The organism is Nonomuraea sp. NPDC049714 (assembly GCF_044465295.1).
In the GTDB taxonomy this organism is placed as follows: Bacteria; Actinomycetota; Actinomycetes; order Streptosporangiales; family Streptosporangiaceae; genus Nonomuraea.
This window is the reverse complement of record NZ_JBITLM010000004.1, coordinates 254,498-277,665: the sequence shown is the minus strand read 5'-3', so window position 1 is coordinate 277,665 and position 23,168 is coordinate 254,498. Positions and strand designations below refer to the sequence as shown.

25 protein-coding genes are annotated in these 23,168 nt (G+C 69.7%); 24 read left to right on the top strand and 1 reads right to left on the bottom strand.

Annotated elements, in window-relative coordinates; all coding sequences use genetic code 11:
• Position 1: 1 nt before the first annotated feature.
• The 21 genes from ACIBQX_RS18795 (at position 2) to ACIBQX_RS18695 (ending at position 20,352) form a co-directional block, all read left to right on the top strand.
• The gene (locus ACIBQX_RS18795) at positions 2 to 2,023 is read left to right on the top strand and encodes a LamG-like jellyroll fold domain-containing protein (RefSeq protein WP_397006026.1); all 2,022 of its coding nucleotides are present in this window, start codon (positions 2 to 4) and stop codon (positions 2,021 to 2,023) included.
• Between the two features lie 8 nt (positions 2,024 to 2,031).
• Entirely contained in the window at positions 2,032 to 2,307 is a 276-nt protein-coding gene (locus tag ACIBQX_RS18790; RefSeq protein WP_397006024.1) for a hypothetical protein, read from the top strand.
• Complete coding sequence (gene terL / locus ACIBQX_RS18785; protein ID WP_397006022.1) at positions 2,304 to 3,857, top strand: phage terminase large subunit; 1,554 nt, start codon at positions 2,304 to 2,306, stop codon at positions 3,855 to 3,857. Before ACIBQX_RS18790 ends, terL begins: the two co-directional genes overlap by 4 nt.
• Before the next feature lie 17 nt (positions 3,858 to 3,874).
• Positions 3,875 to 5,953: a hypothetical protein gene (locus ACIBQX_RS18780; RefSeq protein WP_397006020.1), complete on the top strand. Its 2,079-nt coding sequence runs from the start codon at positions 3,875 to 3,877 to the stop codon at positions 5,951 to 5,953.
• A gap of 9 nt (positions 5,954 to 5,962) precedes the next feature.
• Positions 5,963 to 7,204 (top strand): head maturation protease, ClpP-related, encoded by a 1,242-nt coding sequence (locus ACIBQX_RS18775; RefSeq protein WP_397006018.1) that lies wholly within the window; start codon positions 5,963 to 5,965, stop codon positions 7,202 to 7,204.
• A 3-nt stretch (positions 7,205 to 7,207) separates the two neighbouring features.
• Positions 7,208 to 7,600: a capsid cement protein gene (locus ACIBQX_RS18770; protein WP_397006016.1), complete on the top strand. Its 393-nt coding sequence runs from the start codon at positions 7,208 to 7,210 to the stop codon at positions 7,598 to 7,600.
• A 9-nt stretch (positions 7,601 to 7,609) separates the two neighbouring features.
• On the top strand, positions 7,610 to 8,536 hold the full coding sequence (locus ACIBQX_RS18765; protein ID WP_397006014.1) for a hypothetical protein: 927 nt from the start codon (positions 7,610 to 7,612) through the stop codon (positions 8,534 to 8,536).
• A gap of 9 nt (positions 8,537 to 8,545) precedes the next feature.
• Complete coding sequence (locus ACIBQX_RS18760) at positions 8,546 to 8,878, top strand: hypothetical protein (protein ID WP_397006012.1); 333 nt, start codon at positions 8,546 to 8,548, stop codon at positions 8,876 to 8,878.
• Between the two features lie 76 nt (positions 8,879 to 8,954).
• Entirely contained in the window at positions 8,955 to 9,404 is a 450-nt protein-coding gene (locus tag ACIBQX_RS18755) for a hypothetical protein (protein WP_397006010.1), read from the top strand.
• A 9-nt stretch (positions 9,405 to 9,413) separates the two neighbouring features.
• Positions 9,414 to 9,863 (top strand): hypothetical protein, encoded by a 450-nt coding sequence (locus tag ACIBQX_RS18750; RefSeq protein WP_397006008.1) that lies wholly within the window; start codon positions 9,414 to 9,416, stop codon positions 9,861 to 9,863.
• Positions 9,864 to 10,283, top strand: a complete 420-nt coding sequence (locus tag ACIBQX_RS18745) for a hypothetical protein (protein ID WP_397006006.1) — start codon at positions 9,864 to 9,866, stop codon at positions 10,281 to 10,283.
• Positions 10,284 to 10,336: 53 nt separating this feature from the next.
• Complete coding sequence (locus ACIBQX_RS18740) at positions 10,337 to 10,660, top strand: hypothetical protein (RefSeq protein WP_397006004.1); 324 nt, start codon at positions 10,337 to 10,339, stop codon at positions 10,658 to 10,660.
• Complete coding sequence (locus tag ACIBQX_RS18735; protein ID WP_397006002.1) at positions 10,660 to 10,938, top strand: hypothetical protein; 279 nt, start codon at positions 10,660 to 10,662, stop codon at positions 10,936 to 10,938. The genes ACIBQX_RS18740 and ACIBQX_RS18735 overlap by 1 nt, the downstream gene beginning before the upstream one ends.
• Complete coding sequence (locus ACIBQX_RS18730; RefSeq protein ID WP_397006000.1) at positions 10,938 to 11,489, top strand: hypothetical protein; 552 nt, start codon at positions 10,938 to 10,940, stop codon at positions 11,487 to 11,489. The genes ACIBQX_RS18735 and ACIBQX_RS18730 overlap by 1 nt, the downstream gene beginning before the upstream one ends.
• A gap of 1 nt (position 11,490) precedes the next feature.
• Positions 11,491 to 11,949, top strand: a complete 459-nt coding sequence (locus ACIBQX_RS18725; RefSeq protein WP_397005998.1) for a hypothetical protein — start codon at positions 11,491 to 11,493, stop codon at positions 11,947 to 11,949.
• A 29-nt stretch (positions 11,950 to 11,978) separates the two neighbouring features.
• Positions 11,979 to 12,191: a hypothetical protein gene (locus ACIBQX_RS18720; protein ID WP_397005996.1), complete on the top strand. Its 213-nt coding sequence runs from the start codon at positions 11,979 to 11,981 to the stop codon at positions 12,189 to 12,191.
• A 27-nt stretch (positions 12,192 to 12,218) separates the two neighbouring features.
• On the top strand, positions 12,219 to 15,638 hold the full coding sequence (locus ACIBQX_RS18715; RefSeq protein ID WP_397005994.1) for a hypothetical protein: 3,420 nt from the start codon (positions 12,219 to 12,221) through the stop codon (positions 15,636 to 15,638).
• Positions 15,631 to 16,815 carry a hypothetical protein gene (locus ACIBQX_RS18710; protein ID WP_397005992.1) on the top strand — a complete coding sequence of 395 codons (1,185 nt, stop codon included), beginning with the start codon at positions 15,631 to 15,633 and terminating at the stop codon, positions 16,813 to 16,815. The genes ACIBQX_RS18715 and ACIBQX_RS18710 overlap by 8 nt, the downstream gene beginning before the upstream one ends.
• Positions 16,816 to 16,817: 2 nt before the next feature.
• Positions 16,818 to 19,574, top strand: a complete 2,757-nt coding sequence (locus ACIBQX_RS18705; RefSeq protein WP_397005990.1) for a hypothetical protein — start codon at positions 16,818 to 16,820, stop codon at positions 19,572 to 19,574.
• Positions 19,575 to 19,576: 2 nt separating this feature from the next.
• Positions 19,577 to 20,179, top strand: coding sequence for a hypothetical protein (locus ACIBQX_RS18700; RefSeq protein ID WP_397005988.1), 603 nt, complete (start codon positions 19,577 to 19,579; stop codon positions 20,177 to 20,179).
• A complete protein-coding gene (locus tag ACIBQX_RS18695) occupies positions 20,179 to 20,352 on the top strand; it encodes a hypothetical protein (protein ID WP_397005986.1) in 174 nt (57 codons plus the stop codon). Before ACIBQX_RS18700 ends, ACIBQX_RS18695 begins: the two co-directional genes overlap by 1 nt.
• Positions 20,353 to 20,354: 2 nt before the next feature.
• Here the strand turns inward: ACIBQX_RS18695 and ACIBQX_RS18690 are convergent, their stop codons facing one another.
• A complete protein-coding gene (locus ACIBQX_RS18690; protein ID WP_397005984.1) occupies positions 20,355 to 20,570 on the bottom strand; it encodes a hypothetical protein in 216 nt (71 codons plus the stop codon).
• Between the two features lie 152 nt (positions 20,571 to 20,722).
• Between ACIBQX_RS18690 and ACIBQX_RS18685 the strand changes: the two genes are divergently transcribed.
• The 3 genes from ACIBQX_RS18685 to ACIBQX_RS18675 all read left to right on the top strand — a co-directional run bounded on the left by ACIBQX_RS18685 (position 20,723) and on the right by ACIBQX_RS18675 (position 23,128).
• Positions 20,723 to 21,043: a hypothetical protein gene (locus ACIBQX_RS18685; RefSeq protein WP_397005982.1), complete on the top strand. Its 321-nt coding sequence runs from the start codon at positions 20,723 to 20,725 to the stop codon at positions 21,041 to 21,043.
• A gap of 608 nt (positions 21,044 to 21,651) precedes the next feature.
• Entirely contained in the window at positions 21,652 to 22,353 is a 702-nt protein-coding gene (locus ACIBQX_RS18680; RefSeq protein WP_397005980.1) for a peptidoglycan recognition family protein, read from the top strand.
• A gap of 211 nt (positions 22,354 to 22,564) precedes the next feature.
• The gene (locus ACIBQX_RS18675) at positions 22,565 to 23,128 is read left to right on the top strand and encodes a hypothetical protein (RefSeq protein WP_397005978.1); all 564 of its coding nucleotides are present in this window, start codon (positions 22,565 to 22,567) and stop codon (positions 23,126 to 23,128) included.
• Positions 23,129 to 23,168: the final 40 nt, after the last annotated feature.

Sequence of the window (23,168 nt, the reverse complement as noted above, 5' to 3'; positions counted from 1 at the left end):
CATGGCGGTCCGCTTCTCCGCCGACGGCCAGGCCTACACGCGGGCCGCGGCGCTCGGCACGGTCACCGCGTTCACGGTGTGCTGCTGGCTCAAGCTGTCCACGGATCGCAACACCTCGGTGGCCGTGTGGGGCCTGGACAACGGCTCGTCGGATTTCTGGCAGCTCACGACCGACAGCAACGGCACGAGCATGTGGCAGGGCGACGACGCCGGGCCGCGCTCGACCAGCGTCGCGTTGACGCTCAACACCTGGTACTTCTTCGGAATCTCCGTCAACGGCGCGGCTGGCACACGCATCTACCGCTCCGCCGCCAGCCCCACCTTCACGGCTGGCACCTGGACCGGCGGCTCCCCGAGCACCAACGGAGCCAACTTCCGCATCGGCGCGAACAGCTTCGCGGGCGAGTGGCTCAACGGCTGCGTCGCCGCCGTCAAATTCTGGACCGGCGCCACGCTCACCCAGGCCGAGATGGAAGCGGAGTCGCAGGCGTACGCGCCCGTCCGCACCAACGGGCTGGCCGCCTGGTATCCGCTGCTCAGCCCCGAGACGACCGACTACAGCGGCAACGCCCGAACCCTGACCGGCGGAACCGGCGCGACCGTCGAGGACGGCCCGCCCATCTCCTGGAATTCGCGCCGCCGGCACCTGTGGATCCCGCCCAGCGCCCTGCCCGTCACCGGTAGCCTCACCGCCCCCCTGCCTTCCCTCACCGGCAGCGCCGCCGCGAGCGTCACCGTCGAAGGCGCGGCCGCCGCCGGCCTCCCAGCGCTCGACGCAACGGCGTCAGCCCTCGCAACCGTCGTCGGCAGCAGCGCAGCCGAGCTTCCCGCACTCCAGGCGTCAGCCACCGGTACGGCCCAGGCCGCCGCAGTTCTCGCCGCGCTCCTGCGGTCCCTCGATGCCAGCGCCGCGGGTAACCTCGCCTCGCCCGCCGTCCTGGCCGCAGAGCTTCCCGCCCTCACCGCCGCCCTCACCGGCACTGCCGCCGCCGACGCCGAGCTGCCCGCCACCCTGCCCGCACTCACCGCCACCGTCGAGGGTACGGTCGCCGACACTCCGTCCGCCGTCACCGACCTGACGCTGCCAGCCCTCACCGCCAGCCTGGCCGGCACCCTCACCGCCGACGCGGTTCTCACCGCGGCGCTGCCCACGCTCGGCGCGGCCGCTGCCGGGCACGCCACCGCAACCGCCCAGCTTGACACGACCCTCCCCGCGCTCACCGGCGGCCTGGCCGGAGAAGCCGGCACCGACGGCCAAGTCACTGTTGCACTGCCGCCGCTCGCCTCGACCATCACCGGCCAGGCTCAAGCCGACGCCAGCATTGACGCCGCACTGCCCACCCTCACCAGCACGCTCGCCGGGACGATCGACACCGGCGACACCCTGCTCGCCGCAGTCCTACCAGCCCTCGACAGCAGCCTCGCCGGACAGGCCGCCATCACCGGCAGCCTCACCGGACCGCTGCCCGCCCTCACCGCAGACGTGGCAGCCGCAGCTGCCAGCGATGCCGCGTTCGCCGCTGATCTTCCGTCGCTCACTGCCGCCGCTGCCGGGCAGGTGACCGCCGAAGCCAAGCTGGCCGCCACCCTGCCGCCGCTGACCGCCGTCCTTGAAGCGGAAACCCACGGCGACGGCGCGCTCACCGTCCTCCTCCCCGCGCTGTCCGGCCAGATGGAGGGCGCCGCCCGCATCGCGGGCACCGTCGAGGCCGGCCTGCCAGCGCTCGCCACCGCCGTCGGCGGGGCGCTCACCACGCGCGGGCCGCTCACCGCCCCGCTGCCGCCGCTCACAGCCCTACTGCAGGGCGGCCCCATCCTGCCCGTCGGCCCGCTCGACGCACGCCTGCCCGCCCTCGTCGGCGCGCTGGCCGGAACATCGGCCGCTGTTGACCTGCCCGACGTTTTCAACCGTCCCGGCCCGCCGCATTTCAGCTGGCCCGCCGGGAGTCCGAGCCTGACCGGCTCTGCCGGAACACCGTCGCTGACCTGGTCTGCCGGTCCGCCGCGCCTGAAGGGGGAGTAGTGGCCTACATGCCTGTCTCCTCTAAGGAGGAGTTGCGTGTCCCGCACAACGCGGACGCCATCGTCTACCCCGTCGAAATCGCGATCGTCCTCGACGACGCGGGCGAGCCGGCCGACTCCGACTACCACGCCGCCTCCTGGGATGGTCGGGACGCCGTCCTGCTGATCGGGGCTGGCAGCGACATCCCGCTCGACGCCGGCGAGTACGCGGTGTGGACCCGGCTGGATGCTGGCCTGCAGCGGCCGGTCCGCCGGTCAGGGACGTTGACGGTGGGCACGCCGTGACCGCGACGCTGTCGCCCTGGGAGGCCGCCGCTCGGCACTTTCAGGTGAAGCCCCGTAAGTGGGCCAGCCCAGGGGCGATGGCGGCCGCGCTCGACCCGGGCAGCCACCGGCAGACAGCGATGCTCGACCTGATCGACCGCGAGATCGTCGAGCTGTTCGACGGCGACCAGCATGACCGGCTCATGGTGTTCTGCCCCCCTCAGGAGGGCAAGAGCCAGAAGATCAGCCGCCGCACCCCGGCCTGGCTGCTCTCCCACGACCCCACGCTGCGCATCGCCATCGTCAGCTACGCGGCGAACAAGGCCGAACGGTGGGGCCGGCAGATCCGCCGCGACATCCTCACCCACCCCGAACTCGACATCACCCTCCGCCAGGACTCCCGCGCGGCCGGCCGGTGGGAGACCGAGGAGGGCGGACAGCTCGTGTGCGTCGGCATCGCGGGCGGCATCACCGGTGAGCCCGTCGACGTGCTCATCGTGGACGACCCGGTCGAGGGCCGGGCCGAGGCTGAGTCGGCCACGTACCGGAACGCGGCCTGGGACTGGTGGGAGTCCAACGGATCCACCCGCCTCTCGTCGCGGGCACGCGTGGTGCTGATGATGACCCGCTGGCACGAAGACGACCTTGCCGGCCGGATGGAGATCCGCGAGCCGGGCGACTGGCGGATCGTCCGCGTGCCCGCCATCGCAGGCCCCCGAGACCCGCTCGGCCGCCGACCGGGCGAGGAGCTCGCCTCCGTTCAAAAGCGCAAACCGGGCTACTTCCGGAAACTGGAGAAGACCCGGTCGGCGTACGTGTGGAACAGCATCTACCAGCAGGCGCCGACTGCGGCCGAGGGCAATCTATTCAAGCGGGCTGACTTCCGGTACTGGCGGGAGATGCCCGCCGATCTGGGGCGGCACGGCGTCATGGGTGGCCGCCGGATGGACCTCGGCGGCCGTGCGGTGATGCTGGACGACTGCTGGCGGTTCATGACCGTCGACCTCGCCGCGTCGAAGCGCACCTCGGCCGACTTCACGGTGGCCGCCGTGTGGGCCATCAGCTTGGACGGCGACCTGATCCTCCTCGACCGGGCCCGCGCCCGCGTTGAAGAGGCCGGCCACTGGGACCTGGTGCGTCCGCTGCGCGAGCGGTGGTCGGTCGACAGTGTGTTCGTGGAGCGCGGCTTCATCGGCACCACGCTGGTGATCGACGCGACGCAGTCGGGGATCCCGGTGCAGCCGCTGGACGCGGACACGGACAAGCTGACGCGGGCGCTCCCGGCGACGAACCGGGTGAAGCAGCACAGGGTGTGGTTCCCGGCCGGGGTGGAGTGGCTGGACGAGTGGTGCGACGAGCTCGCGTCGTTCCCCAGCGCCGCGCATGACGACCAGGTGGACACGCTCTCGTACGCGGCCCGGGTCGTCAGTGCGCACTGGCTGCCGATGGAGTCCGCTGACCAGGCGCACGCCCGTCGCGCGGCGCCGCCGTTGGATGACGTGATCGGGCAGGCGTACGCGGCGGCGACCGGCGGCAGCAATGGCCTCGACCTGATGAACCTCAACTATTGAGCGGGGTGAACACCGTCATGGCTAGCGCCCCGACCCGAGACATCGGACACCTCGACCAGCACTACGGCTTGTGGCTCGGCGACTGGCTGGAGCTCATCCCCGACCTCATCTGGCCCAACTCGGTCCAGACGTACTCCAGGATGCGGCACGACCCGCAGCTCACCGCCGTCCTCGCCGCCTACACGCTGCCCATCCGCAGGGCGACGTGGGCCATCGACCCGGCCGGCTGCCGTGACGAAGTCGTGCAGCTCGTCGCCGACGATCTCGGCCTACCCATCCTGGGCGCCGACGCAGAGCCCGGCCCGGCGCGCAGGCGCGGTGTGCGCTGGGCCGACCACGTCCGACTCGCGCTCGGCTCCCTGACCTACGGGTTCGCGCCGTTCGAGCGCCGCTACGAGATCGTCAACGGGCAGGCCCGGCTCGTCAACCTCGGCGAACGGCTGCCGCACACCATCGGCGCGATCAACCTGCACCGCGACGGCACCATCCAGTCGATCCAGCAGGACATCGCCCCCGTCTCAAGCCCGATCCCCGCCGAAAGGTTGGCGTGGTACGTGCACGAGCGGGAGGGCGCCAACTGGGCCGGACGCTCCATCCTCCGCGCGAGCTATGGCCCGTGGCTGCTCAAGCACGAGGTGTGGAGAGTCCACGCCACGTCGATCAGGCGTTTCGGCATGGGCGTCCCATCGGTCACCGCGCCCGTCGGCGCGACCCCGGGACAGGTAGCAGAAGCGCAGCGGCTCGCATCGGCGATGCGCGTCGGTGACCAGTCCGGCGTCGGCATGCCGGACGGGTTCAAGTTGGCGATCACCGGCATGACCGGCTCGGTGCCCGACGCGATGGCGTTCATCCACTACCTCGACCAGCAGATGAGCAGGTCCTGCCTGGCCGGGCTGATGGACCTCGGCGACACCAGCAACGGATCCCGCGCGCTGGGCGCCAGCTTCCTCGACCTGTTCCTCCTGTCGCTGCAGGCCGTCGCCGACGAGATCGCCGACGCCGCCACCTCAGGCCAGCCTGGCATCCCCGGTATCGTCACCCAGCTCGTCGACTACAACTGGGGCGAAGACGAGCCCGCACCGAAGGTCGTGGCACCGGACGTCGGCGACCGGCACGAGGTCACCGCCGAGGCGCTCGACCAGCTCATCACCTGCGGGGCGATCACGCCTGACCCCGAGCTTGAGGCGTACGTCCGGGCGTCGTGGAAGCTCCCCGAGCGCTCACAGACCGCGCTCCCGACGCCGCCGGCCCCGCGCCCCGACCCGGAGCCCACGCCCGCACCGCAGGCCCGTCGCCGCCCCCGCACCCCGCGTGCACGCCGGCCCCGCGCCGCCGCTGAGGAGGGCGCCACACGGCGCCAGCTCACCCTCGACGAGAGCACGTCCGGTATGGACCCGGCAGCCATCCAGCAGGCGTGGCAGGAGCAGCTCGACCAGCTGCTCGCCGACTGGCAGCCGATCGCCGAGGCCTGGCGGGCCGAGCTGGGTGAGCAGGTCGAGCAGGCCCTCGAAGACGGCGACCTCGCAGCCCTGGCCGCCATGAGTCTGGACAGCGCGGCAGCCGCGGCGCTCATCGCCGCCGCGATGGTAGCGATGGCGGGGACGGCGTCCGAGCAGATGGCGGCCGAGGCCGAATCGCAGGGCGTCACCGTCGAAGCGCCCGCCGTGGATGAGGAGGCGCTGGGCGCGATCGCCGCAGCGATCGCCGTCCTGCTCGCCGCGTGGCTCGCAGGGGCAGCCGCTCGGGAAGCGCTCCGCCTGGCCGTGCCCGGCGCTGCTGCCGCGGTGGTGGCCGCCGCGGTGGTGGCGTTCCTGGCTGGCCTGTCCGACAGGTTTTTGCGCGACCAGCTCGGTGCCGCGCTCTCCCAGGCGCAGGCGTCCGGCCGGTTCGCGGTGCTCGACGCCGCACCCGCCGCCGACCAGTACATCGCCTCCGAGGTGCTCGACGCCGCAACATGCGGGCCGTGCCGCGACATCGACGGCCACACCTTCGACGACCTCGACGCTGCCCGCGCCGCCTACGGCAACGGCAGCTACGTGCTGTGCGAGGGCGGCATCCGCTGCCGCGGCACCGTATTCGCCCTCTTCAACGACTAGGAGACGCCGGTGAGGCTCAAGACCGCACGCCCCCAGGCGCGCATCGGCGCCGCCGACTGGTACCGCATCCGCAACCTGGCCGACAACGAGGCCGAGGTCGTCATCTACGACGAGATCGGCTGGTTCGGAGTGTCCGCCCAGGACTTCATCCGCGAACTGCGCGACGTCACCGCCAACCAGATCACGCTCCGGGTCAACAGCCCGGGCGGCGAGGTGTACGACGGCATCGCCATCTACAACCTGCTCAGGAGCCACCCGGCGCATGTCACCGTCTACGTCGACGGCATCGCCGCCAGCATCGCCTCCGTCATCGCGCTCGCTGGCGACGAGATCATCATGCAGCCGCACTCTCAAATGATGATCCACAACCCGTGGGCGATGTGCATCGGCAACGCCTCCGACATGGCCGACATGGCAGCCCGGCTCAGCAAGCACGCTGACGACATCGCCGCCGTCTACGCCGACCGCGTCGGCGGCACCGTCGACGAGTGGCGTGAGCGCATGGCCGCCGAGACGTGGTTCTCCGCCGAGGAGACGGTCGAGGCAGGCCTGGCCGATCGGGTCGGGCAGCACACCGCCTGCCCCGCCGACGGCAACACTGACGCCGCCGTCAGCAACTCGTGGGATCTGTCCGTGTTCCGGTACGCCGGCCGCGAGCATGCGCCCGCCCCTGTCGCGGTCATGGCCGCGGCTTCACAGACTCCCCCGGCCGAGCCGGCCGCGGGGCCCCAAGAAACCCAGGAGGGGGACACCATGTCCACTCTGACCGAGGGGCTGCGTGAGCGGCTCGGCATCGCTGATGACGCCGAGCTCGACGACGACGCCCTGCTCGACGCGGTCGACCAGGCTCTGGCCGAGCGTGCCGAGCCATCCACTGCGGGGCCCGCCCCGGGGCCGGAGCCGGTCGCGGCCCGCATCCCGGACGGGATGCAGCTGATCGACGAGGCCACCCTCGCCGAGTTGCGCGCCAGCGCCGCCCAGGGCGTCGAGGCTCGCGCCCTGCAGCGGACCGAGGCCCGCGACCAGGCGCTCAACGACGCCATCCGCGTCGGCAAGTTCCCGCCCGCCCGGCGCGACCACTACGCCGCAGCGTGGGACGCCGACCCGGAGGGCACCCGACAGCTGCTCGATTCCCTCGCCGAGGGGCTCGTGCCTCTCGCCGACGTCGGCCAGCCCGGCGGCGAGCCCACCGACAACGGCTTCGACGCCGAGGTCGACCGTCTCTTCACCACGCCTGGACGGAGCGCCTAAGCCATGGCTGACTACCTGCCTATCTACACCCCGGCTGAGACTGCCACGTTCACCACCAGCGCCGCCGTCATTGGCGGGCAGCTGCTGCACGTGTCCGGCAACGGCACCGTCTCCCCGGCGCCCGCGGGTAGCGCGGCGTGGATCGGCGTCGCCTCTGGTGACGCCGCCTCCGGCGCCCGTGTCACTGTGTTCTGCCGCGGCACCGTCCACGAGTCCACCGCCGCTGGCGCCATCACGGCGGGCGCCCAGCTCGCCACCGGCGCGGCCGGCACCGTCGCCACGCTCGCGGCCGCCGCCGGCGCCGCAGCGGGCGACATCAACAACGCGCGTGGCGTCATCGGCGTCGCGCTCACCACAGCAGCGGACACAGCGCTCGTCCGCTGGATGGCCTGGTAAGGAGCCACGATGCCTGTTAACCCGTACGCTCCGCCGAGCCTGGCCGGTGACCTGCTCACCATCCACCGCCTGCTCGCCTCGCCGACGCAGATTCGGCGCCGCCTGCAGACCATCACCGACATGCGGTTCATCTCCGACCAGATCCTCACCCAGCGTTTCCGGTCCTCCGGCGGCGCGGTGCTGTACGAGGTCTCTGAGCCGATCTTTAACGAGCGTGACCCCGAGGCGGTTGGGCCGGGCTCGGAGTATCCGAAGGCCGTCACCCCGATCGGCGCTGCGGCGCTGGCCTCGGTTCTGAAGTGGGGTCAGGCCACCCGCATCACCGACGAGGCCATCAAGCGGAGTGTGCCCGCTGGTGCGCCGGTGGACCGGGCTCTACGCAAGGTGATCAACACGGTGATCCGGCACATCGACGGCATCACCATGTCGGCGGTCGCGTCCGCTGTCACGCAGACGCAGGCCGCCGGCGACGACTGGATCGCGACCACGGCGACGATCCTGCGGGACATCGAACTCGCCACGGCGAAGATCGACGACCTGCAGATGGGCTACATGCCCGACACGATCGTCATGTCGTCGACGAAGTACGCCTACATGGCGTCCGACGACAAAATCTCCAACCTGCGACGCAGGGAGGCGACCGACAACCCGGTCTACGGCGGAGACATCGAGCGGCTCGGCGGCCTGGTCGTCATCAAGGCGCCGCTGTCGTCGCTGCCGTCGGATGACGTGTGGATCCTCGACAGTAAGCAGCTCGGCGGCATGGCCGACGAGGCGAACGTCGACCCGGGCTACACCGTGTCGGAGATGGCGGTGCAGATCCAGACGGAGCGTCTGGCGACGAAGGACTCGTGGGAGATGTGGGGCCGGCGTATCACGGTGCCGGTCGTGCAGGAGCCGGGCGCCGCCATCAAGATCACCGGAACGAACCCGTAAGGAGGGGCCGTGACTAAGCAGTACAAGGTGACCGCGCCGTGCGTGGTCAACGTCCCGGTCTCCTCCGAGCAGGGCGCCCAGCTCACCACCTTCTACCGTGGCGCGCTCCTGCCCGAAGGGGTGCCCGCGGCACGGGTCAAGCACCTGCTCGACTCGAACCTTATCGAGCAGGTGAAGGACGGCGACGCCCCCGTCGAGCAGCCGCTCACCGTTAACTCCCGCTCCAGCAAGGAGCAGCTCGTCGCGTACGGGGTGGCTCAGGGCGACGACCGGGCCGCGCTGGAGGCGATGACGGTCAAGGAGCTGAAGGAGCTCTACGTCAAGGACGCCGAACCCCAGTAGATCGTGGCCCGGCCAGCGCGGATCCCCAGTACCCGCCGGCCGGGCCACCACCACAACCACATAGAGGAGGTGCGCGGTGGCCGATCCGTCGTGGACGCCGAGCCTGGAGCAGGTGGCCGACCACATCCCCACCCGCACCCGCGACGCCGCTCAGGCCGGCGACACGGCGCTTCTGGGCACCTTCAACAGCCAGACCGAGCCGACCGACGAGCAGGCGCTCCGGCACATCAAGGCCGCCGTGGCCGAGGTGCTCGGCGCCGTCGGCGGTGACATCCCGGCCACGCCTGCCTTCCTCGGCGAGCTGGCCGGCGAGGCGGCTGCTCTGCGTGCGGCGGCGGACATCGAGCTGGGCTACCCGAACCGGAACGCTGACGCGGACCGGTGGGCGCAGCTGGACCAGCGGGCGAAGGACGTGCTGCAGCGGCTGATCGACGCCGTCAACGACGCCGGGAGCGGCCCTGAGGGCGCGCTGCTGCCGGTCTACTCGTTTCCGGATCCGCCGTGGCACGGCGACTACCACCTCTGAGGAGGCGCTGTGGCTGACGTGCTGTGGGTGTGGAACGAAGCGGAGCTGTTCCGCGTGCTCAAGAGCTACAACGGGCCGGTCGGACTGCACATCGCCAAGCTCGCCCGCGAGGTCACACGGACATCCAAGCGGTACGCCAACGTGTCCCCGGCCGGGGACATCGATGCGGGCCGGCCGCCCGGCTACATGCGGGCAAAGATCCGGTGGGATCGCGGCCGTGACCTGATCGGCGTGTACGCCGACATCTCCTCCCCGGCGCGCACAGCGAGAGACGGCGCCCCGTACGGCCTGTTCATGGAGGTCGGCACGCGGCCACACATCATCCGGCCGAAACGCCCCGATGGCTGGCTGCGGTTCATGGTCGACGGCAAGGTCGTGTTCGCCCGCGTCGTCCACCACCCCGGCACCCGGCCGTACGCCTACCTGCGGCGCGCCCTCGCCACCCTGCGCGGAGCCTAGATGGCCCGCGTCGCGGCGACCGCCGCAGTCCTCGCCTGGGCCAACGCCCACCCGACCCTCACCGGCCCCGGCAACCCCTTGGATCAGGGCGCGTTCCGCGACCAGATCCGATCCCCGTCCCGGGGCGCCTATCTGGTGCTCGCCCGCATCGACGGCGCTGACGCGCTCGTTGCCGAGGCCCCGATCGATGAGGCCCGCGTCGCCGGGCTGGTGTTCGCCGCCACCGACGAGGCTGCGGAGACGGCCGCCGTGGCGTACGCCAACGCCCTGTCCGCGCTCACCGGCACGCCGACGCCGATGGGCGACGCGACGTGCCTGGTCGTGGACGCGATCACGGGCCCGCAGTTCCTCGACGACGGGGCCGGCGCGCGCGGGGAGCTCTACGCCTACCAGGTGGACGCGACGTTCTTCTTCGCTTGACCCCGCCCTTCTCCTCTCTTCTCCTTCCGCCGTGTCCTGACCTGGAGGTTCTTATGGCGGCTCTAACCCTGCAGGTGCTCGTACCTGGCGGGTCCGAATCCACCCTCGTTGCCGCGACCAGCGGCGGCGACACCTGCCCTGCCGGGCCGGGCGTGTTCCTGGAGGTTGACAACGGCGGCGCGTCGCCGTGCTCCGTCACGCTGGCCGCCCAGTACTCCACGTACGGCCTGGAGCTGGAAGATCTCGTGGTCGCGGTCCCGGCCGGCGAGCGGTGGAAGATCCCCGTTCCGAAGCTGTTCGCGGCGGCGGACGGGGCTGCGTCCATCACCTACTCCGGCGTGGACACGGTCACCGTCGGCGCCTTCAAGGCCGCGTGATGGCCGGCCGCCGCGACGCCAAAACGTCGCCCACCACCGCCGCCCAAGCGCCCGCCGCGCCGCCGTACTACATCGCCACCCGGCCGCTGTTCATCGGCGGCAGCCAGTTCAACCGGGCCCACAACGTCGGCGACCGCGTGCCGCCCGACCACGTCGAGGAGTACGGCTGGCACGCCGGCGTGCGCCTCCCGGACGGCTACGAACCGCCTCCGTCCAACCCCACCCCCGAGCCTGAGACCGCCACTGGCCAGGCCACCAGCAAGGAAGGTGACGTCTGATGGCTCGTGGAAACCCGGCCAACCTAGCCCTGGGCCCTGGAAAGCTGTACATCGCCGTGCTCGGCACCACCGAGCCGACCGATCTCACCACCCCGTGGGAGACCGTCTCCGCCGCGTGGATTCCGCTCGGCTACACCGACGAGGGCTCGACGTTCAACTACTCGGTGGACTCTGAGAACGTTGAGGTCGCCGAAGAGTTGGACCCGGTCGCCGTCGCGCTCACGTCGCGCGAGCTGGGCCTGTCCTTCGCCCTCGCGGAGATCACCGCCAGCAATCTCAAGCGGGCGCTCAACGGCGGCACCATCACCCCGGGCACCGGCATCGTCGTCTTCGAGCCGCCCGCCCTCGGCGAAGAGGTGCGCACCATGCTCGGCTGGGAGAGCGAGGACGCGACCGAACGCTGGGTGTACCGCAAGTGCCTCCAGATCGGCGCCATGGAGATGAGCAGGGCGAAGGGCGCGGCCAAGGCCACCATTTCGTGTGACTACCGGCTGGAGAAGCCCGCCGAGCTCCCCGCCTTTAAGGCCATCATGACGACGGCGAGGGCCTGACATGGCCAGGCGCTCCTACACCTCCCGCCGCGGCGACCAGCCCACCGCAGCCCTGCGGCCGTTCGACCTCGACGGCGTCACCTTCACCCCGCAGGGCAACGTGTCCATGATGGACGTGTCCGAGTTCGCCCGCCTCGCCTCCCAGGGCCTCGACTCCCAGAGCCCGGAAGCGGTCGGCTTCCTCGCCGACGTCTACCGGTCCCTGCTCGGCGACCAGTACGCGGCCTTCCGCGAGCACTGCCGCAAACACGGCACCGACGGCGCCGTCCTCGTCGAGATCCTCGGCGACATGGTGGCCGGAGCTGTGGAGGAGGAGACCGGCCGCCCTACCGTCAGGTCCTCGGACTCCTCCGATGGGCCGCCACCCGCCCCGGCTACGCAGACGGTCGTTTCCTTCTCCAAGCACACGGTCGAGACCCAGCCGGTGGAGGAGACCCCGCAGCTGGTCTCCTACGGCTGAGCGACCTGCCCCTGCCTGATCTGCTCGACGTGCTGCATGCCTGCTGGATCGACTGGCGGCAGCAGACGCTGCAAACCGAAGCGCTGCTGGCGCTGGCCGGGGCGGCGGAGAAGGTCGAGCCGGACGTGCATGTCCAGTTCGACGACCTGTACGGGGCTCCTACCCCGCCTCCGCCGCGTAGGCCGATGACCCCGCAGGAGCGCGAGGAGCGCATGCAAATCATCGCCCAGCTCGCCACATAGCTACCGAAGAGACGGGCTGGGGGTGCGATGGCTGCCACCCCCCTCGCCGAGGCGTTCGTCCGCGTCAGAGCGTTGACCGACCGGTTCAAGGACGACGTCGAGAAAGGCTTCTCCGGGCTCGGCGACGACTTCGGCAAGCAGTTCTCCCGCGAAGCGTCCGCCCGGCTCCGCAACGAACGTGGCCAGTTCGCGGGCGCCGGCAGCGAGGCCGGACGCGCCTTCGGCCAGGCCATGGCCACCGAAGGGGTTCTGACCTTCACCCGCGTCCAGGAGTACTTCCCCCTCGCCCGTGATCTCGGTGAGGCGGCGGGCGAGGAGGCCGGGGAGGCGTTCGGCCGTGGCTTGGCGGAGGAGGGCGCCGTCCGGTTCGGTGAGGACGGCAACACCTTCGTCCGGGCCGGCCGTGAGGTGGGCGGCGACGCGGGCGAAGCGGCAGGGGAGTCCTTCTCCTCCCGGTTCTGGCGTGACGCGAACGGCCGGTGGCGGGACGAGCGCGGCCGGTTCGTGTCGGAGGCCGAAGCGCTCGGCGAGGCTGCCGGGCGTGGCTTCTCCGACGGTTTCGACCGTGGCCAGGGCGGCGGGCGTGGCCGCGGGCAGCGGCATGGCCGGGACTTCGGTGACGGCTTCTCTGATGGGCTCGCAGGCGCTCTGTCCCGGGTGGGGGATCTGGGGCGGCGTGCGCTGGAGGCGATGCTGCCGTCGCTCGGCCGGCTCACCGCCGGGTTTGGTGGTGCCGCCTCTGCGGCTGGCGGGCTGCTGGCGACGGTCGGCAAGTGGACTGCGCTGGCGGGTGGCGTGGCTGCGGTCGGCGCCGCGGCGGCGTCGGCGGCCGGCTACGTGGTGGCCTTGTCGGCTGCGCTGGCGCCGCTGGGCGGGCTGCTGGCCGCGCTGCCGGGCGTGGCGCTGACGGGTGCTGCGGCGTTCTCAGTTTGGCGTCTGGCGACGGGCGGGCTCGGCGAGGCGATGGGCGCCGCCCTGTCGGGCAACGCGGAGGCGCTCGCCGCGGCGATGGGCAAGCTGTCGGAGGGCGGCGTCCGGTTCGTCAGCGAGTTTCAACAGGTCATCCCGCTGCTGAAGGACTTCAAGGCGGCGGCGCAGGACGCGTTCCTGTCGCAGATCGCGGGCGAGTTGGCAGGCTGGGCGTCGGCGATCGGCGGGTTGAAGCCCGCCGTCAAGGACCTGGCGTCCGAGTTCGGTGGGCTGGTCCGCACGTTCTTCGAGTTCGGCACCGCGCAGGGCACTCTCGTCCAGCTCGACGGCGTGCTGCGGGATACGCACTCGCTCGTCGGTGCGATCCACTCGGCGCTGGAGCCGCTGTTGCAGGGCTTCCTCGACCTCGGTGTGGTCGGGTCCGGCTGGTTGGCCAGCATGTCCGGCGGCCTGCAGGACGTGCTGGTCAGGTTCGGCCAGTGGATGTCGCGCATCGCCGAGAGCGGTCAGGCGCTGGCGTGGATGGACGGCGCCCTCCGGGTGCTCAAGCAGCTGGGCGCGCTGGTTAAGGACGTTTGGGACATCTTCGACGGGTTGATGGATGCCGCCAGGGAGGCGGGCGGCGACGTTCTCGGCGTGCTCGGCAGCCTGGTCGATGGGTTCGCGAAGTGGGTGAAGTCGGCTGAAGGCCAGGAGGTGCTGGTCGCCGTTTTCAGGGCGCTCAACGACATCGGCTCCGCGTTGCTGCCTGTCATCACCGCGCTCGCTGGTGCCATCGGTGTGCTCGCCCCGATCGTCGCTCAGCTGGCCGAGCTGATCGGCCCGATCCTGACGACGGCGGTCAACGCGCTTGGCCCGGCCATCGCCCAGCTCGGGCCTGGCGCGATTGCCGTGTTCACAGCCCTGGGCGCGGCGGTGCAGACGTTGGCGGATTCCGGCGCGTTGACGGAGATCGCGCAGGCGTTCGCCGCTCTTCTGACGGCCCTGGCTCCGCTACTTCCGGCGCTGGCTGATCTTCTGGTCCCGATTCTGCAGGGCTTGGCGGTGCTGGTCACGACGGCTGTTGCTCCGGCTCTGTCCACCTTGGTCGGCTGGATCCAGCAGGCTGTGACCTGGATCACGACGGCGCCGCTCAACGACGATCACCCGCTCGCACGCTTCGCCGCGTTCGTCACTGACACTCTCGTGCCTGCTGTGCAGACGGCGTGGGGGCACCTGAGCACGGCGTTCACCGAGCTCGCCGGCTGGATCGAAGCCAACCGCGCCACGTTCGAGGCGTGGGGCGTGAAGATCGCCGAACTGTACGCGACTGCTCAAACGATCTGGACGACCGTCTCGCAGCTGATCGGCGCCGTGTTCACCGACATCTCGACCTGGGTCAGCGAGAACCAGGGGAAGTGGACGGAGTGGGGCGACCGGATCGGGTCAATCGCCACCACGGTCGGGGACATCGTCGCTGGCGTCTGGGAATTTATCAAGATCGCTTGGGACACCTTTGGTGGTCCGTTGCTCGATCTGATCGGCGGCTTGTTCGGCGCGATCCTGCAGGTCATCGACGGCATCATGCAGGCCATCAAGGGCGTGATCGAAACCATCCTCGGCGTGATCACCGGCGACTGGGAGCGCGCCTGGAACGGCGTGAAAGACATCTTCGGCGGCATCTGGGAGGTGATCAAAGGCGTATTGTCCGGCGCGCTGGAGATCATCAAATTCCAGATCTCGAACGCGTTGGCGCTGGTCGGCGACACCTGGGACGGTGCCTGGGCCAAGATGGAGCGGGTCGTCGGCGACGTGTGGAACGCGATCACGTCATGGATCGGCCGGAAAGTCGACGAGGCCGGAGACATCATCAACCGGCTCTCCCAGATTCCTGGCCTGGTGAGCGACTGGTTCGGCCAGGTGCGGAACGCGATCGTCGACCGGTTCAACGACGCGGTCAACTTCATCCGTGGCATCCCCGGCATGATCACGGGTGCGCTCGGCAACCTGGGCGGGCTGCTCTACGGGGCGGGCCAGTCGATGATGCAGGGCTTGATCGACGGTTTGTACTCGATGTGGCAGGCCACCTACAACGCCGCGTCGGAGATCTTGAACCACATTCGTAACTTGTTCCCGTTCTCGCCGGCCAAGGAGGGCCCGTTCTCGGGCAAGGGGTGGACGTTGCATTCGGGCCGCGCCATGATCTCGGCTCTGGCTGACGGCGTCCTGGCGGAGCAGGGTGCGCTGACCTCTGCCATGGATCAGGTGATGCGGGCGGGTGCGGATGCGCTGGCTCCGTCGCTGACGGTGCCCGGTCTGTCGGCGATGGTGGAGCCGACGTCGGCTCCCGGTTTCGCGGGGTCGTTCGGGGCTGTTGCGGCAGGGGCGGGCGCGTCGGCGGGCCGGTCGATTCAGGTGGAGAACCTCATCCTTCAGGGCGTGTTCGACCCCACGAATCCGGTCTCGTATCGGCGGATGGTGGAGCGGCTGCGCGAGGCGATCATCGAGTTGGAGCAGGAGGGGTACGTCAATGGCTGACCTGCAGCTCGGCCGGCTCACCCTGCGGGAAACGATGCGCTTCACGGAGAGCGCCTACCAGGGGTGGAGCATGCACATCGAGGGCGTCGAGGTGTGCCCACTCCTCACCCGGGCGGAAACTTGGGACCGCTTCGACGGTGTGCTCGGCGGGCAGGGCGGCCTCATTGCCGCCTTGTGGGAGGAAAAGAGCGAGCGCAACGGCTACTACACCGTCAGCTCGGCGTCGGGTGAAGTGCGGGACCGGAAACGCCAGGGCATCACCGAGATCGCCTGGAAAGTCTCACTCCAGCGGCACGGCCCTGACTCCGACGTCGACCTGGAGTCGCGGCTGCCCGGCGCGGCGCGGCTGAATGACTTCAGCCTGACGGGAGAGCGGTGGAGCGCGCCGAGCATTGGCCACTACGCCTACTTCACCGGCGCCACGATCCCATCGACGTTGACCCGGGCGACGACGGATGGCGACATCATCGTCTACCGCGGTGTGCCGGCCGATGTCAGCCCGCGGTGGGGCTGCCGGGTGGAGGACTACCTCCGCGGCCGGGTGCGCGTGTTGAACTCCGGCGTGGAGCGGGTGGGTGCGGCGCATCCGCTCGACGCCAGCCAGTGGGAACTCGGCAACGGTCTCGTCAGGGTGCGTCCGATGTCGTCCGGCGGCAGCATTGAGGTGGCCAGCTTCACGGGCGGGGCGTGGAGGCCGAAAGCCTGGTGGGTGGACATCGGCGGCACCCAGATCACCGCGTGGGACTCGGCCAGCGTGCTGCAGAACGACCTCGAACGGTGCACGATTCGCCTGGCTGTGCGCCGGTCGCCGGTGGGCCGCGCCTACCTCGACCTCACTCTCCGGCGCGGAAGCCGCATCATCGAGGGCTACCTGCAGCGCGGTGACAGCGGCACCTTGTCGGTGTACCTGGCCAGCGCGGAGACGCTGACCGACTCGACCTCGTACGTGGTGCGCTCGACGAACGACGCCGACGGCAACCGGGTCGTCGCCGGGTCGGCGCGCAACTTCGACCCGCACGCCGACGGCGGCCTGACCCGCACCTTGAACACTGCCATGGACTTCTGGCTCGGCGTGGTCGCGGGCGGGGACAGCTCGGTGTCGGGCGACCAGGCGACGAACCTGCGGGATCAGTACATCGGGGCACTCCCTGAGGTTGTCGCAGCGGTGAGGAGGTAGCGGTGCCGGTCAACGAGAAGCTCATGGAGCTCGGAAGCTGGAGCTTCGAGCTGGTCGACGAGACCCCGAAGACGGTCCTCGACCAGATCGGCTACTTCGGCCACGTCGCCTTCGTGCCCGGCAAGCTGAACCCGGCGGAGTACGGCGACGAGCTGCTCGACATGGCCCGGTACGTCGGGGTCGTGATGGGCAAGAGCGTCGACCACCTGCGCAAAGTGGTCAGCGGGCAGGGCATGTCGCTGTGGCTGGCCGACAGCGACGGCAAGGGCGACCTGATCGAGACGCCCATCCAGATCACCGGGCAGACGTTCGCCAACGCGATCCGAGCCATCCTCGGATCGGGCACGGCGGTCGTCGAGGGCACGCTGCACAGCGGCGTCGCCGGGACGTACACCGGCCGGCACGTCTACCAGTCGCGGCACAAAGCGATCAACTTCATCTGCACCACGATGGGCGCGGAGTGGCGGGTCAACGGCCGGGGAGAGCTGGATGCTGGCCTGACCACGTCGTTGTACAACGAGACGCCGGACACGGTGATCGTGCGACGCCGGCCGAACCGACACACGGACGGCGATGATCTCTCGCTGCATGGGCTGCGCGGGGATATGGGCGTGGCCAGTGACGTCAAGGATTGGACGGACAGAGTCGTCCTGCTTGCCGAGGGCGAGGGGAATGCGATCGCGACGGCGAGCGCGGACAACCCCGATAATCCGTACCTTGACCTGCGCGGGCAGCCGATCCATCGAACTAGGGTGATCTCGGAGTCGACCACCGCGCCGGGGAACGCGGCGGCCAGGGCCGAGTACCAGCTCGCCAAGTACGTCACGCCTCGGTCGGCGCTCACACTGACGACGGACGATTACGACGTCAGCGGGGCGTTTGCGGTCGGCGACTGGGCGTGGATTTACAACGTCGCCGCTGGCCTCGTGGACACGCAGAACGAGATCACGTTCCGGGGCGAGCGGATCAATCCCATCCGCATGCGGATGGTGGGCGCGTCGTGGCCAATCCGTCGTGGCATGACGGTCGCCTACCGGGGCCAGGATGGCTCGTGGCTGGATTTGACGCCGTATGTGGTGTGGGAGGGCGGGGAAACCACGGTGACCGTGGGCGACCTGCTGAGGGCACTCTCTGATGGCAGTGTGGAGCCGGTGGGGCCCAGGCCGATCCCGGATTCGACGATCCCCGGCGTGGTGTCGTGGTCGCTGCCGTTCGAGTCGGGTGTCTACCTGGCCGCTGACGGCACTACCAGGGCGAAGATGCTGGTCAAGTGGGATCTGCCGTTGAACGTGGACGGCTCCACGATCCTTGACGGCGACCATTACGAGATCGGCTACGGGGTATCCCCGGTTGCGGTAGACGAGTGGCAGACCGCCTACGCCCCGTGGGGTGACCTGCAGGCGATGGTGAACGACCTGTCGCCCGGGGTGGACTACGACTTCCGGATCCGCGCGGTCGACTCCAGCAACAACCAGGGCGCCTGGTCGGCGACGCAGACGGAGCAGACGAACGCCGACACGATCGCGCCCAGCACTCCGGCGCCGCCGACGGTGGCCGGGTCGCTGATCGCGATCCAGATCACGCACACGCTGGGCATGGCCAGCGGTGGCGAGTGGAATCTGGAGCTCGACCTGCACCACCTGGAAGTGCACGTCGGCGCGACGAACACCTTCACGGCGGACGAGACGACCCTCAAGGGGGCGGTGTCCGCTCACGCGGGCATGATCGCGGCGCAGATCCCAGCGGTGGGCACGGTGCCCGTGGCCGAGACGACCGCGCGATGGGTGCGCGTGATCGCCGTGGACGAGGCTGGCAACCGGAGCGCTGCGAGTGCGGCGGTGACGGCGACGGCGGTGCTGATCGACGATGCGCACATCTCCGACCTGACCGTCACCAAGGTCACGGCGGGCACGGTCAGCGCGAACTGGCTGCTCGGCGCCTCCATTCGCACGGCGAACTCAGGGCAGCGGGTGGAGCTCAACCAGACCGGCCTGCACGGCTACAACAGCGGCGGAACCGAACTCGTCTCCCTGCTCAACACCGGCAGCTTCACCCTGCGCAGCGCCACGACGGGGGCGCGCGTCGAACTCGACAACTCCGGCTTCCGCGCCTACAACAGCTCATCCCAGCAGACCGTCGACATCGCCTCATCCACCGGCAACGTCACCATCGTCGGCCAGCTCAGCAGCGCCTTCTCCGGCCGCCGCATCATCTTCAACCCGTCCGGCACCACCGACCCTGAGATCAGGTTCCTGTCCACCATCGGGACGATCGCCACCAGCGCCCGCATCATGCTGGCCAACAGCGACAGCGACTGGACCTTTTTCAAGATCGAAGGCCCGACGGCGGGTGGATCGCCAGCTCAACTGCACCTCAGCCATGGTACAGGTGTCGGGTTCACACGGCTGGGAGAGGACAGCGCAGCCGACTCGTACGACGAGGGGCAGTTCATCGGGCTCGGCAACTCTTACAGCGACCGGCGGATCTGGTTCAGCGGACGCATCAAACCCGCCAATGACTCCGGGGTTCCCTTTGGTCACAGCGCCGTCATCCCCGGCTCGGTGGACGTCGACGGCACAGCTTTCACGATCTTTGACGGGTACTACGCAGGAGATCCCATGTACGCGATGTTCACCCCCACAGCCGGTAACGCTGTCGGCCACGCGGTGACCTCGAACGGCTCGTCGAGTTTCAGCGGCATAGTGTCGGTGGGGCTGTCCGGATCCGACCGGGTCACCTACTGGAACATCAGGTTGTGACCATGTCCGACTGGAGCATCATCCGCATCAAGGACGACGCCGCCGCGAAAGGGAGCGAACGCTGGACGATCGTCTACTCGGTGCCGGTCGAATACGCGCCCGATGGGGTGTTCTCGTTCTCGATCCCGAAGAACTCCCTGAACAGCGTGGCGGCCGCGTTCGAGTACGACATCGAAGACCACGACCAGGCGGACGCCATGTTCGATCATCTGATGACGTACCCGATGCTGACCGCGCCGGTGATCGGCGAGCCTGATGCGGGCGGGTTCGGCGCGCTGATGCGCTCCGGCTCTGCGACCGCCAGGCCGTTGGCCGGCGCGAAGGCTGCGGTGGATGGAACGAACCTGTACGCGCGCGATCCCGCCGAGCTGCGGGAGAGCATCATGGCGGGCATCGGCGAAATGAAGGCGGGGCTGGCCCGGCTCCAGCCTGCAGAGAAGGTGGAGCTGCACGAGGCTGGCCGGTTCGTCGCCATGGCGGACACGTCGGAGAACCCGAAATACCTGGTGATGCAGGACATGATGTCGCGGCTACTGCCCGGCAACATCGAAAAAGGCCGCGAGTTCCACCGCAGCAAGCGGGCGGCCCTCACGGGGAGGCGATGATGGACGGTCAGCGATGGTCGGTGCCGACGGATGCGGTGCTGGCGAAGGTGGAGGAGCAGCGCAACAGTCTGCTCACCGAGAACGCCACGCTGGCGGTGCTGGTCGACCAGCTCATGGCCGAACGCGACCAGGCGCTCGCCGACCTGGAGAAGCTCCGCGCCGACGCCAGCTAGATCTACCGGTAGTAGTAGGTGGTCTTCCGCTTCTTCCGGAACACCATCCGGAACAGCCACCACGGCAGCCAGACGAAGATCCCCCACACCCCGCACGTGCACACCGTCAACAGCAGATGCGTCGCATGCGACATCCCGGACAGGCCCCGCTGCTTGTGCACCGCCTTCACCTTGCGCGGCATCTGCGGCTGGCGGGGATCCGGCGGCGGGTAACCCATTGCAACTCCTGACGTCGGTGACCGTGTGAGACGCCCCAAGCATCCCCCCGGATGACAGCCCCCGCATGTCCACATCCGGACACCCCTTGATCGTGCCGCCCGCCGCTTGAGGGTGCCGGCGGGCGGCACACCCTTCCACGGCGAGGAGTGACGTGACCGATGCCCCATCCCCGGGCGAGCTCTCCCGCCGGATCGACCAGGTGACCATGTCACTGACACAACTCGTCCAAAGGACCGAATACACGGCAGACCGGCGCTACGACGACCGGCGGATCAGCGAAGTCGAGGCGGACGTGGCCGAAGTGCGCCGCAGCCTGGCCGACGAAATCAAGGCGCTGCGGGCCAGCATCGAAAACGCGACAGAGAAGCGCGGCACCAACATGCGGCAGGCCATCTACACAGGCATCCTGCCCGCCGTCTTGGTCCTGCTCGGCATCGTGGTGCAGATCTGGCTCGCCAGGCAGGGGTCGTGATGGGCGAGCATGTGCGGCGGATTCGCCGCAACTGGGTGCTCGTGGCCGCGGCTGGCGTGATCGGCGTTCTGGTCGTGTTCATCTCGATCCAGATTCACGCCCTCGGGGAGCAGCTGCGCAAAGCCGAGGAGGACAGTCACGTCCTGGCCGATCAGGTGGAGCGGCTGGGCGGGACGCCGCTGGTGTCGCCCGCGCCTGGCCCGACTGGGGCGCGTGGACCTGGCGGTTTACCTGGACCGCAGGGTGAGCCCGGCCCGGCAGGTCCTGCCGGGAGGGACGGTGCTCCAGGCCCAACCGGCGAGCCGGGTAGGGATGGCGCGCCGGGCCCCACGGGGCCGCCCGGGGCGCAGGGAAGCCCAGGCCCCAGGGGCGAGCCGGGAGAGACGGTCACTGGTCCGCCCGGCCCGAAGGGCGACAAGGGCGCAGACGGTGGCGACGGTAAAGACGGGGCCGCCGGGCTGAAGGGTGAACAGGGCGACCCGGGGCCGCGCGGCGAACCCGGCCCGCCACCCGCCTCCTGGACGTTCACCCACCTCGGCATCACCTACCGGTGCGCGCCAACAGAGCCAGAATCCACCATCTACACCTGTGAGCCGGGAGGCTGACAAATGCAGCTTGTGAAGCGTGCCGCGTTCGGCTGGGGCACGACAGGGGCCGCCTACGCGAAACCCCGGCAAGGGCTGGTCATCCACTACGACGGGTCCGACCAGAACCTGGCCGGGAAGCCGCACGCCTCGTGTGTGGACTACTGGCAGCGGACCCGCAAATTCCACACCGGGTCGAACCGGCAGTGGGTCGACATCGGATACAGCTTCGGGGCGTGCCCGCACGGGTTCGTGTTCGAGGGCCGCGGCGAGAATCACGCCCAGGCCGCCCAGCCGGGCGGGAACACCACCTGGTACAGCGTGACGCTCATGTCGGGTCCGGGCGAGAAGCCGACGCCGCCGCAGATTGAGGCGGTGCGCGAGCTGCGGGCGTATCTGATGGGCCGCGGACTCGGCGCCGCGGTGAAAGGCCACCGCGACTTTTACAGCACCTCCTGCCCCGGGGACAGCCTGTACCGGCTCGTCAAGGACGGCACCTTCACCAAGAGCCCGAGCGGCTCCAACATCATCGAGGAGGACGACGTGGACGTTAACGCTGTCTGGCATGACGCCCGGATCAAGATGAACAAGGGCGAGAAGACCGAGTCGGAGCGTTCGCCGGCCTCCGTCCTGCAGGAGCTGGAGACGGAGCAGGACCGCATCAAGTCCCGCCTCGACGAGCTGGGCGGGAAGCTGGACGAGGTTCTCGCCGAGCTCCGTAAGTGACGCGTTTCTGGCTGCAGTACTGGCCGTATCAGACGTGGCTGCCGCAGCATCCCGAGCCTGCCGAGGAGCTGCCCGAAGACGGGCGTATCCCGGGCCTCATCGACGAATCCAACTGACCGGCCTGGGGCCGCTCTTCCTGAGCGCGATCCCTGGTCTTGGGCGGGCTACGGCTTGCCCTTTCTCATGTCCCCCATCCTGAGGAGCATCCTCAATGCGCATCAACAAGTCCGCGACCCTGGCCGCCGCGGTCCTGACGGCCGCCGTCCTGACAAGCGGCACCCCGACGTCGGCCTCCGCAGAGATCGCGAATCTGAGTATCACCGCGATCAACTACAACTCTTACGGCGCGGACACCGTGACGAACAACACCGAGTACGTCGAGGTCAAGAACGTCCACGCCACCGACGCGGTCAACGTCAAGGACCTGCTCGTCCAGGACGCGTGGGCGCGAGGCCGCGACAAGACCACCGGCTGCAACACCTTCCGCCTCGCCGCCGGAGTCCTGCCTGTGGCTGCTGGCGGGAACGCCGACGAGCTTCCCGCGGGCGCCGTGCTGCGACTCCACATGGGTGCGGGCACGCCGGCCATCGACCGGTGGGGCATCCGGCACGTCTACCGGGCCATGCCTGCCGTCTGCGGCTACAACAGCAACGTCTTCAACAACAGCGGGCCCAAGAACAACCGGTTCGCCGAGTGGGACCGCGTCTGGGTCACCCTCGGCAGCGACGTCGAGTTCAAGGGCTACAACTTCTCGTTCGGCTACGTCGCCCGATAGCCCCCCTGTTTTCCGCCCCCACCCGAGGGGCGGCGAGTCC

Bases quoted from the DNA above. Each gene is read 5' to 3' on its own strand.
- ACIBQX_RS18795 (WP_397006026.1), top strand. From the start codon at position 2: ATGGCGGTCCGCTTCTCCGCCGACGGCCAGGCCTACACGCGGGCCGCG.
- ACIBQX_RS18790 (WP_397006024.1), top strand. From the start codon at position 2,032: ATGCCTGTCTCCTCTAAGGAGGAGTTGCGTGTCCCGCACAACGCGGAC.
- ACIBQX_RS18780 (WP_397006020.1), top strand. From the start codon at position 3,875: ATGGCTAGCGCCCCGACCCGAGACATCGGACACCTCGACCAGCACTAC.
- ACIBQX_RS18770 (WP_397006016.1), top strand. From the start codon at position 7,208: ATGGCTGACTACCTGCCTATCTACACCCCGGCTGAGACTGCCACGTTC.
- ACIBQX_RS18765 (WP_397006014.1), top strand. From the start codon at position 7,610: ATGCCTGTTAACCCGTACGCTCCGCCGAGCCTGGCCGGTGACCTGCTC.
- ACIBQX_RS18745 (WP_397006006.1), top strand. From the start codon at position 9,864: ATGGCCCGCGTCGCGGCGACCGCCGCAGTCCTCGCCTGGGCCAACGCC.
- ACIBQX_RS18740 (WP_397006004.1), top strand. From the start codon at position 10,337: ATGGCGGCTCTAACCCTGCAGGTGCTCGTACCTGGCGGGTCCGAATCC.
- ACIBQX_RS18735 (WP_397006002.1), top strand. From the start codon at position 10,660: ATGGCCGGCCGCCGCGACGCCAAAACGTCGCCCACCACCGCCGCCCAA.
- ACIBQX_RS18730 (WP_397006000.1), top strand. From the start codon at position 10,938: ATGGCTCGTGGAAACCCGGCCAACCTAGCCCTGGGCCCTGGAAAGCTG.
- ACIBQX_RS18725 (WP_397005998.1), top strand. From the start codon at position 11,491: ATGGCCAGGCGCTCCTACACCTCCCGCCGCGGCGACCAGCCCACCGCA.
- ACIBQX_RS18715 (WP_397005994.1), top strand. From the start codon at position 12,219: ATGGCTGCCACCCCCCTCGCCGAGGCGTTCGTCCGCGTCAGAGCGTTG.
- ACIBQX_RS18710 (WP_397005992.1), top strand. From the start codon at position 15,631: ATGGCTGACCTGCAGCTCGGCCGGCTCACCCTGCGGGAAACGATGCGC.
- ACIBQX_RS18700 (WP_397005988.1), top strand. From the start codon at position 19,577: ATGTCCGACTGGAGCATCATCCGCATCAAGGACGACGCCGCCGCGAAA.
- ACIBQX_RS18695 (WP_397005986.1), top strand. From the start codon at position 20,179: ATGGACGGTCAGCGATGGTCGGTGCCGACGGATGCGGTGCTGGCGAAG.
- ACIBQX_RS18690 (WP_397005984.1), bottom strand. From the start codon at position 20,570: ATGGGTTACCCGCCGCCGGATCCCCGCCAGCCGCAGATGCCGCGCAAG.
- ACIBQX_RS18680 (WP_397005980.1), top strand. From the start codon at position 21,652: ATGCAGCTTGTGAAGCGTGCCGCGTTCGGCTGGGGCACGACAGGGGCC.
- ACIBQX_RS18675 (WP_397005978.1), top strand. From the start codon at position 22,565: ATGCGCATCAACAAGTCCGCGACCCTGGCCGCCGCGGTCCTGACGGCC.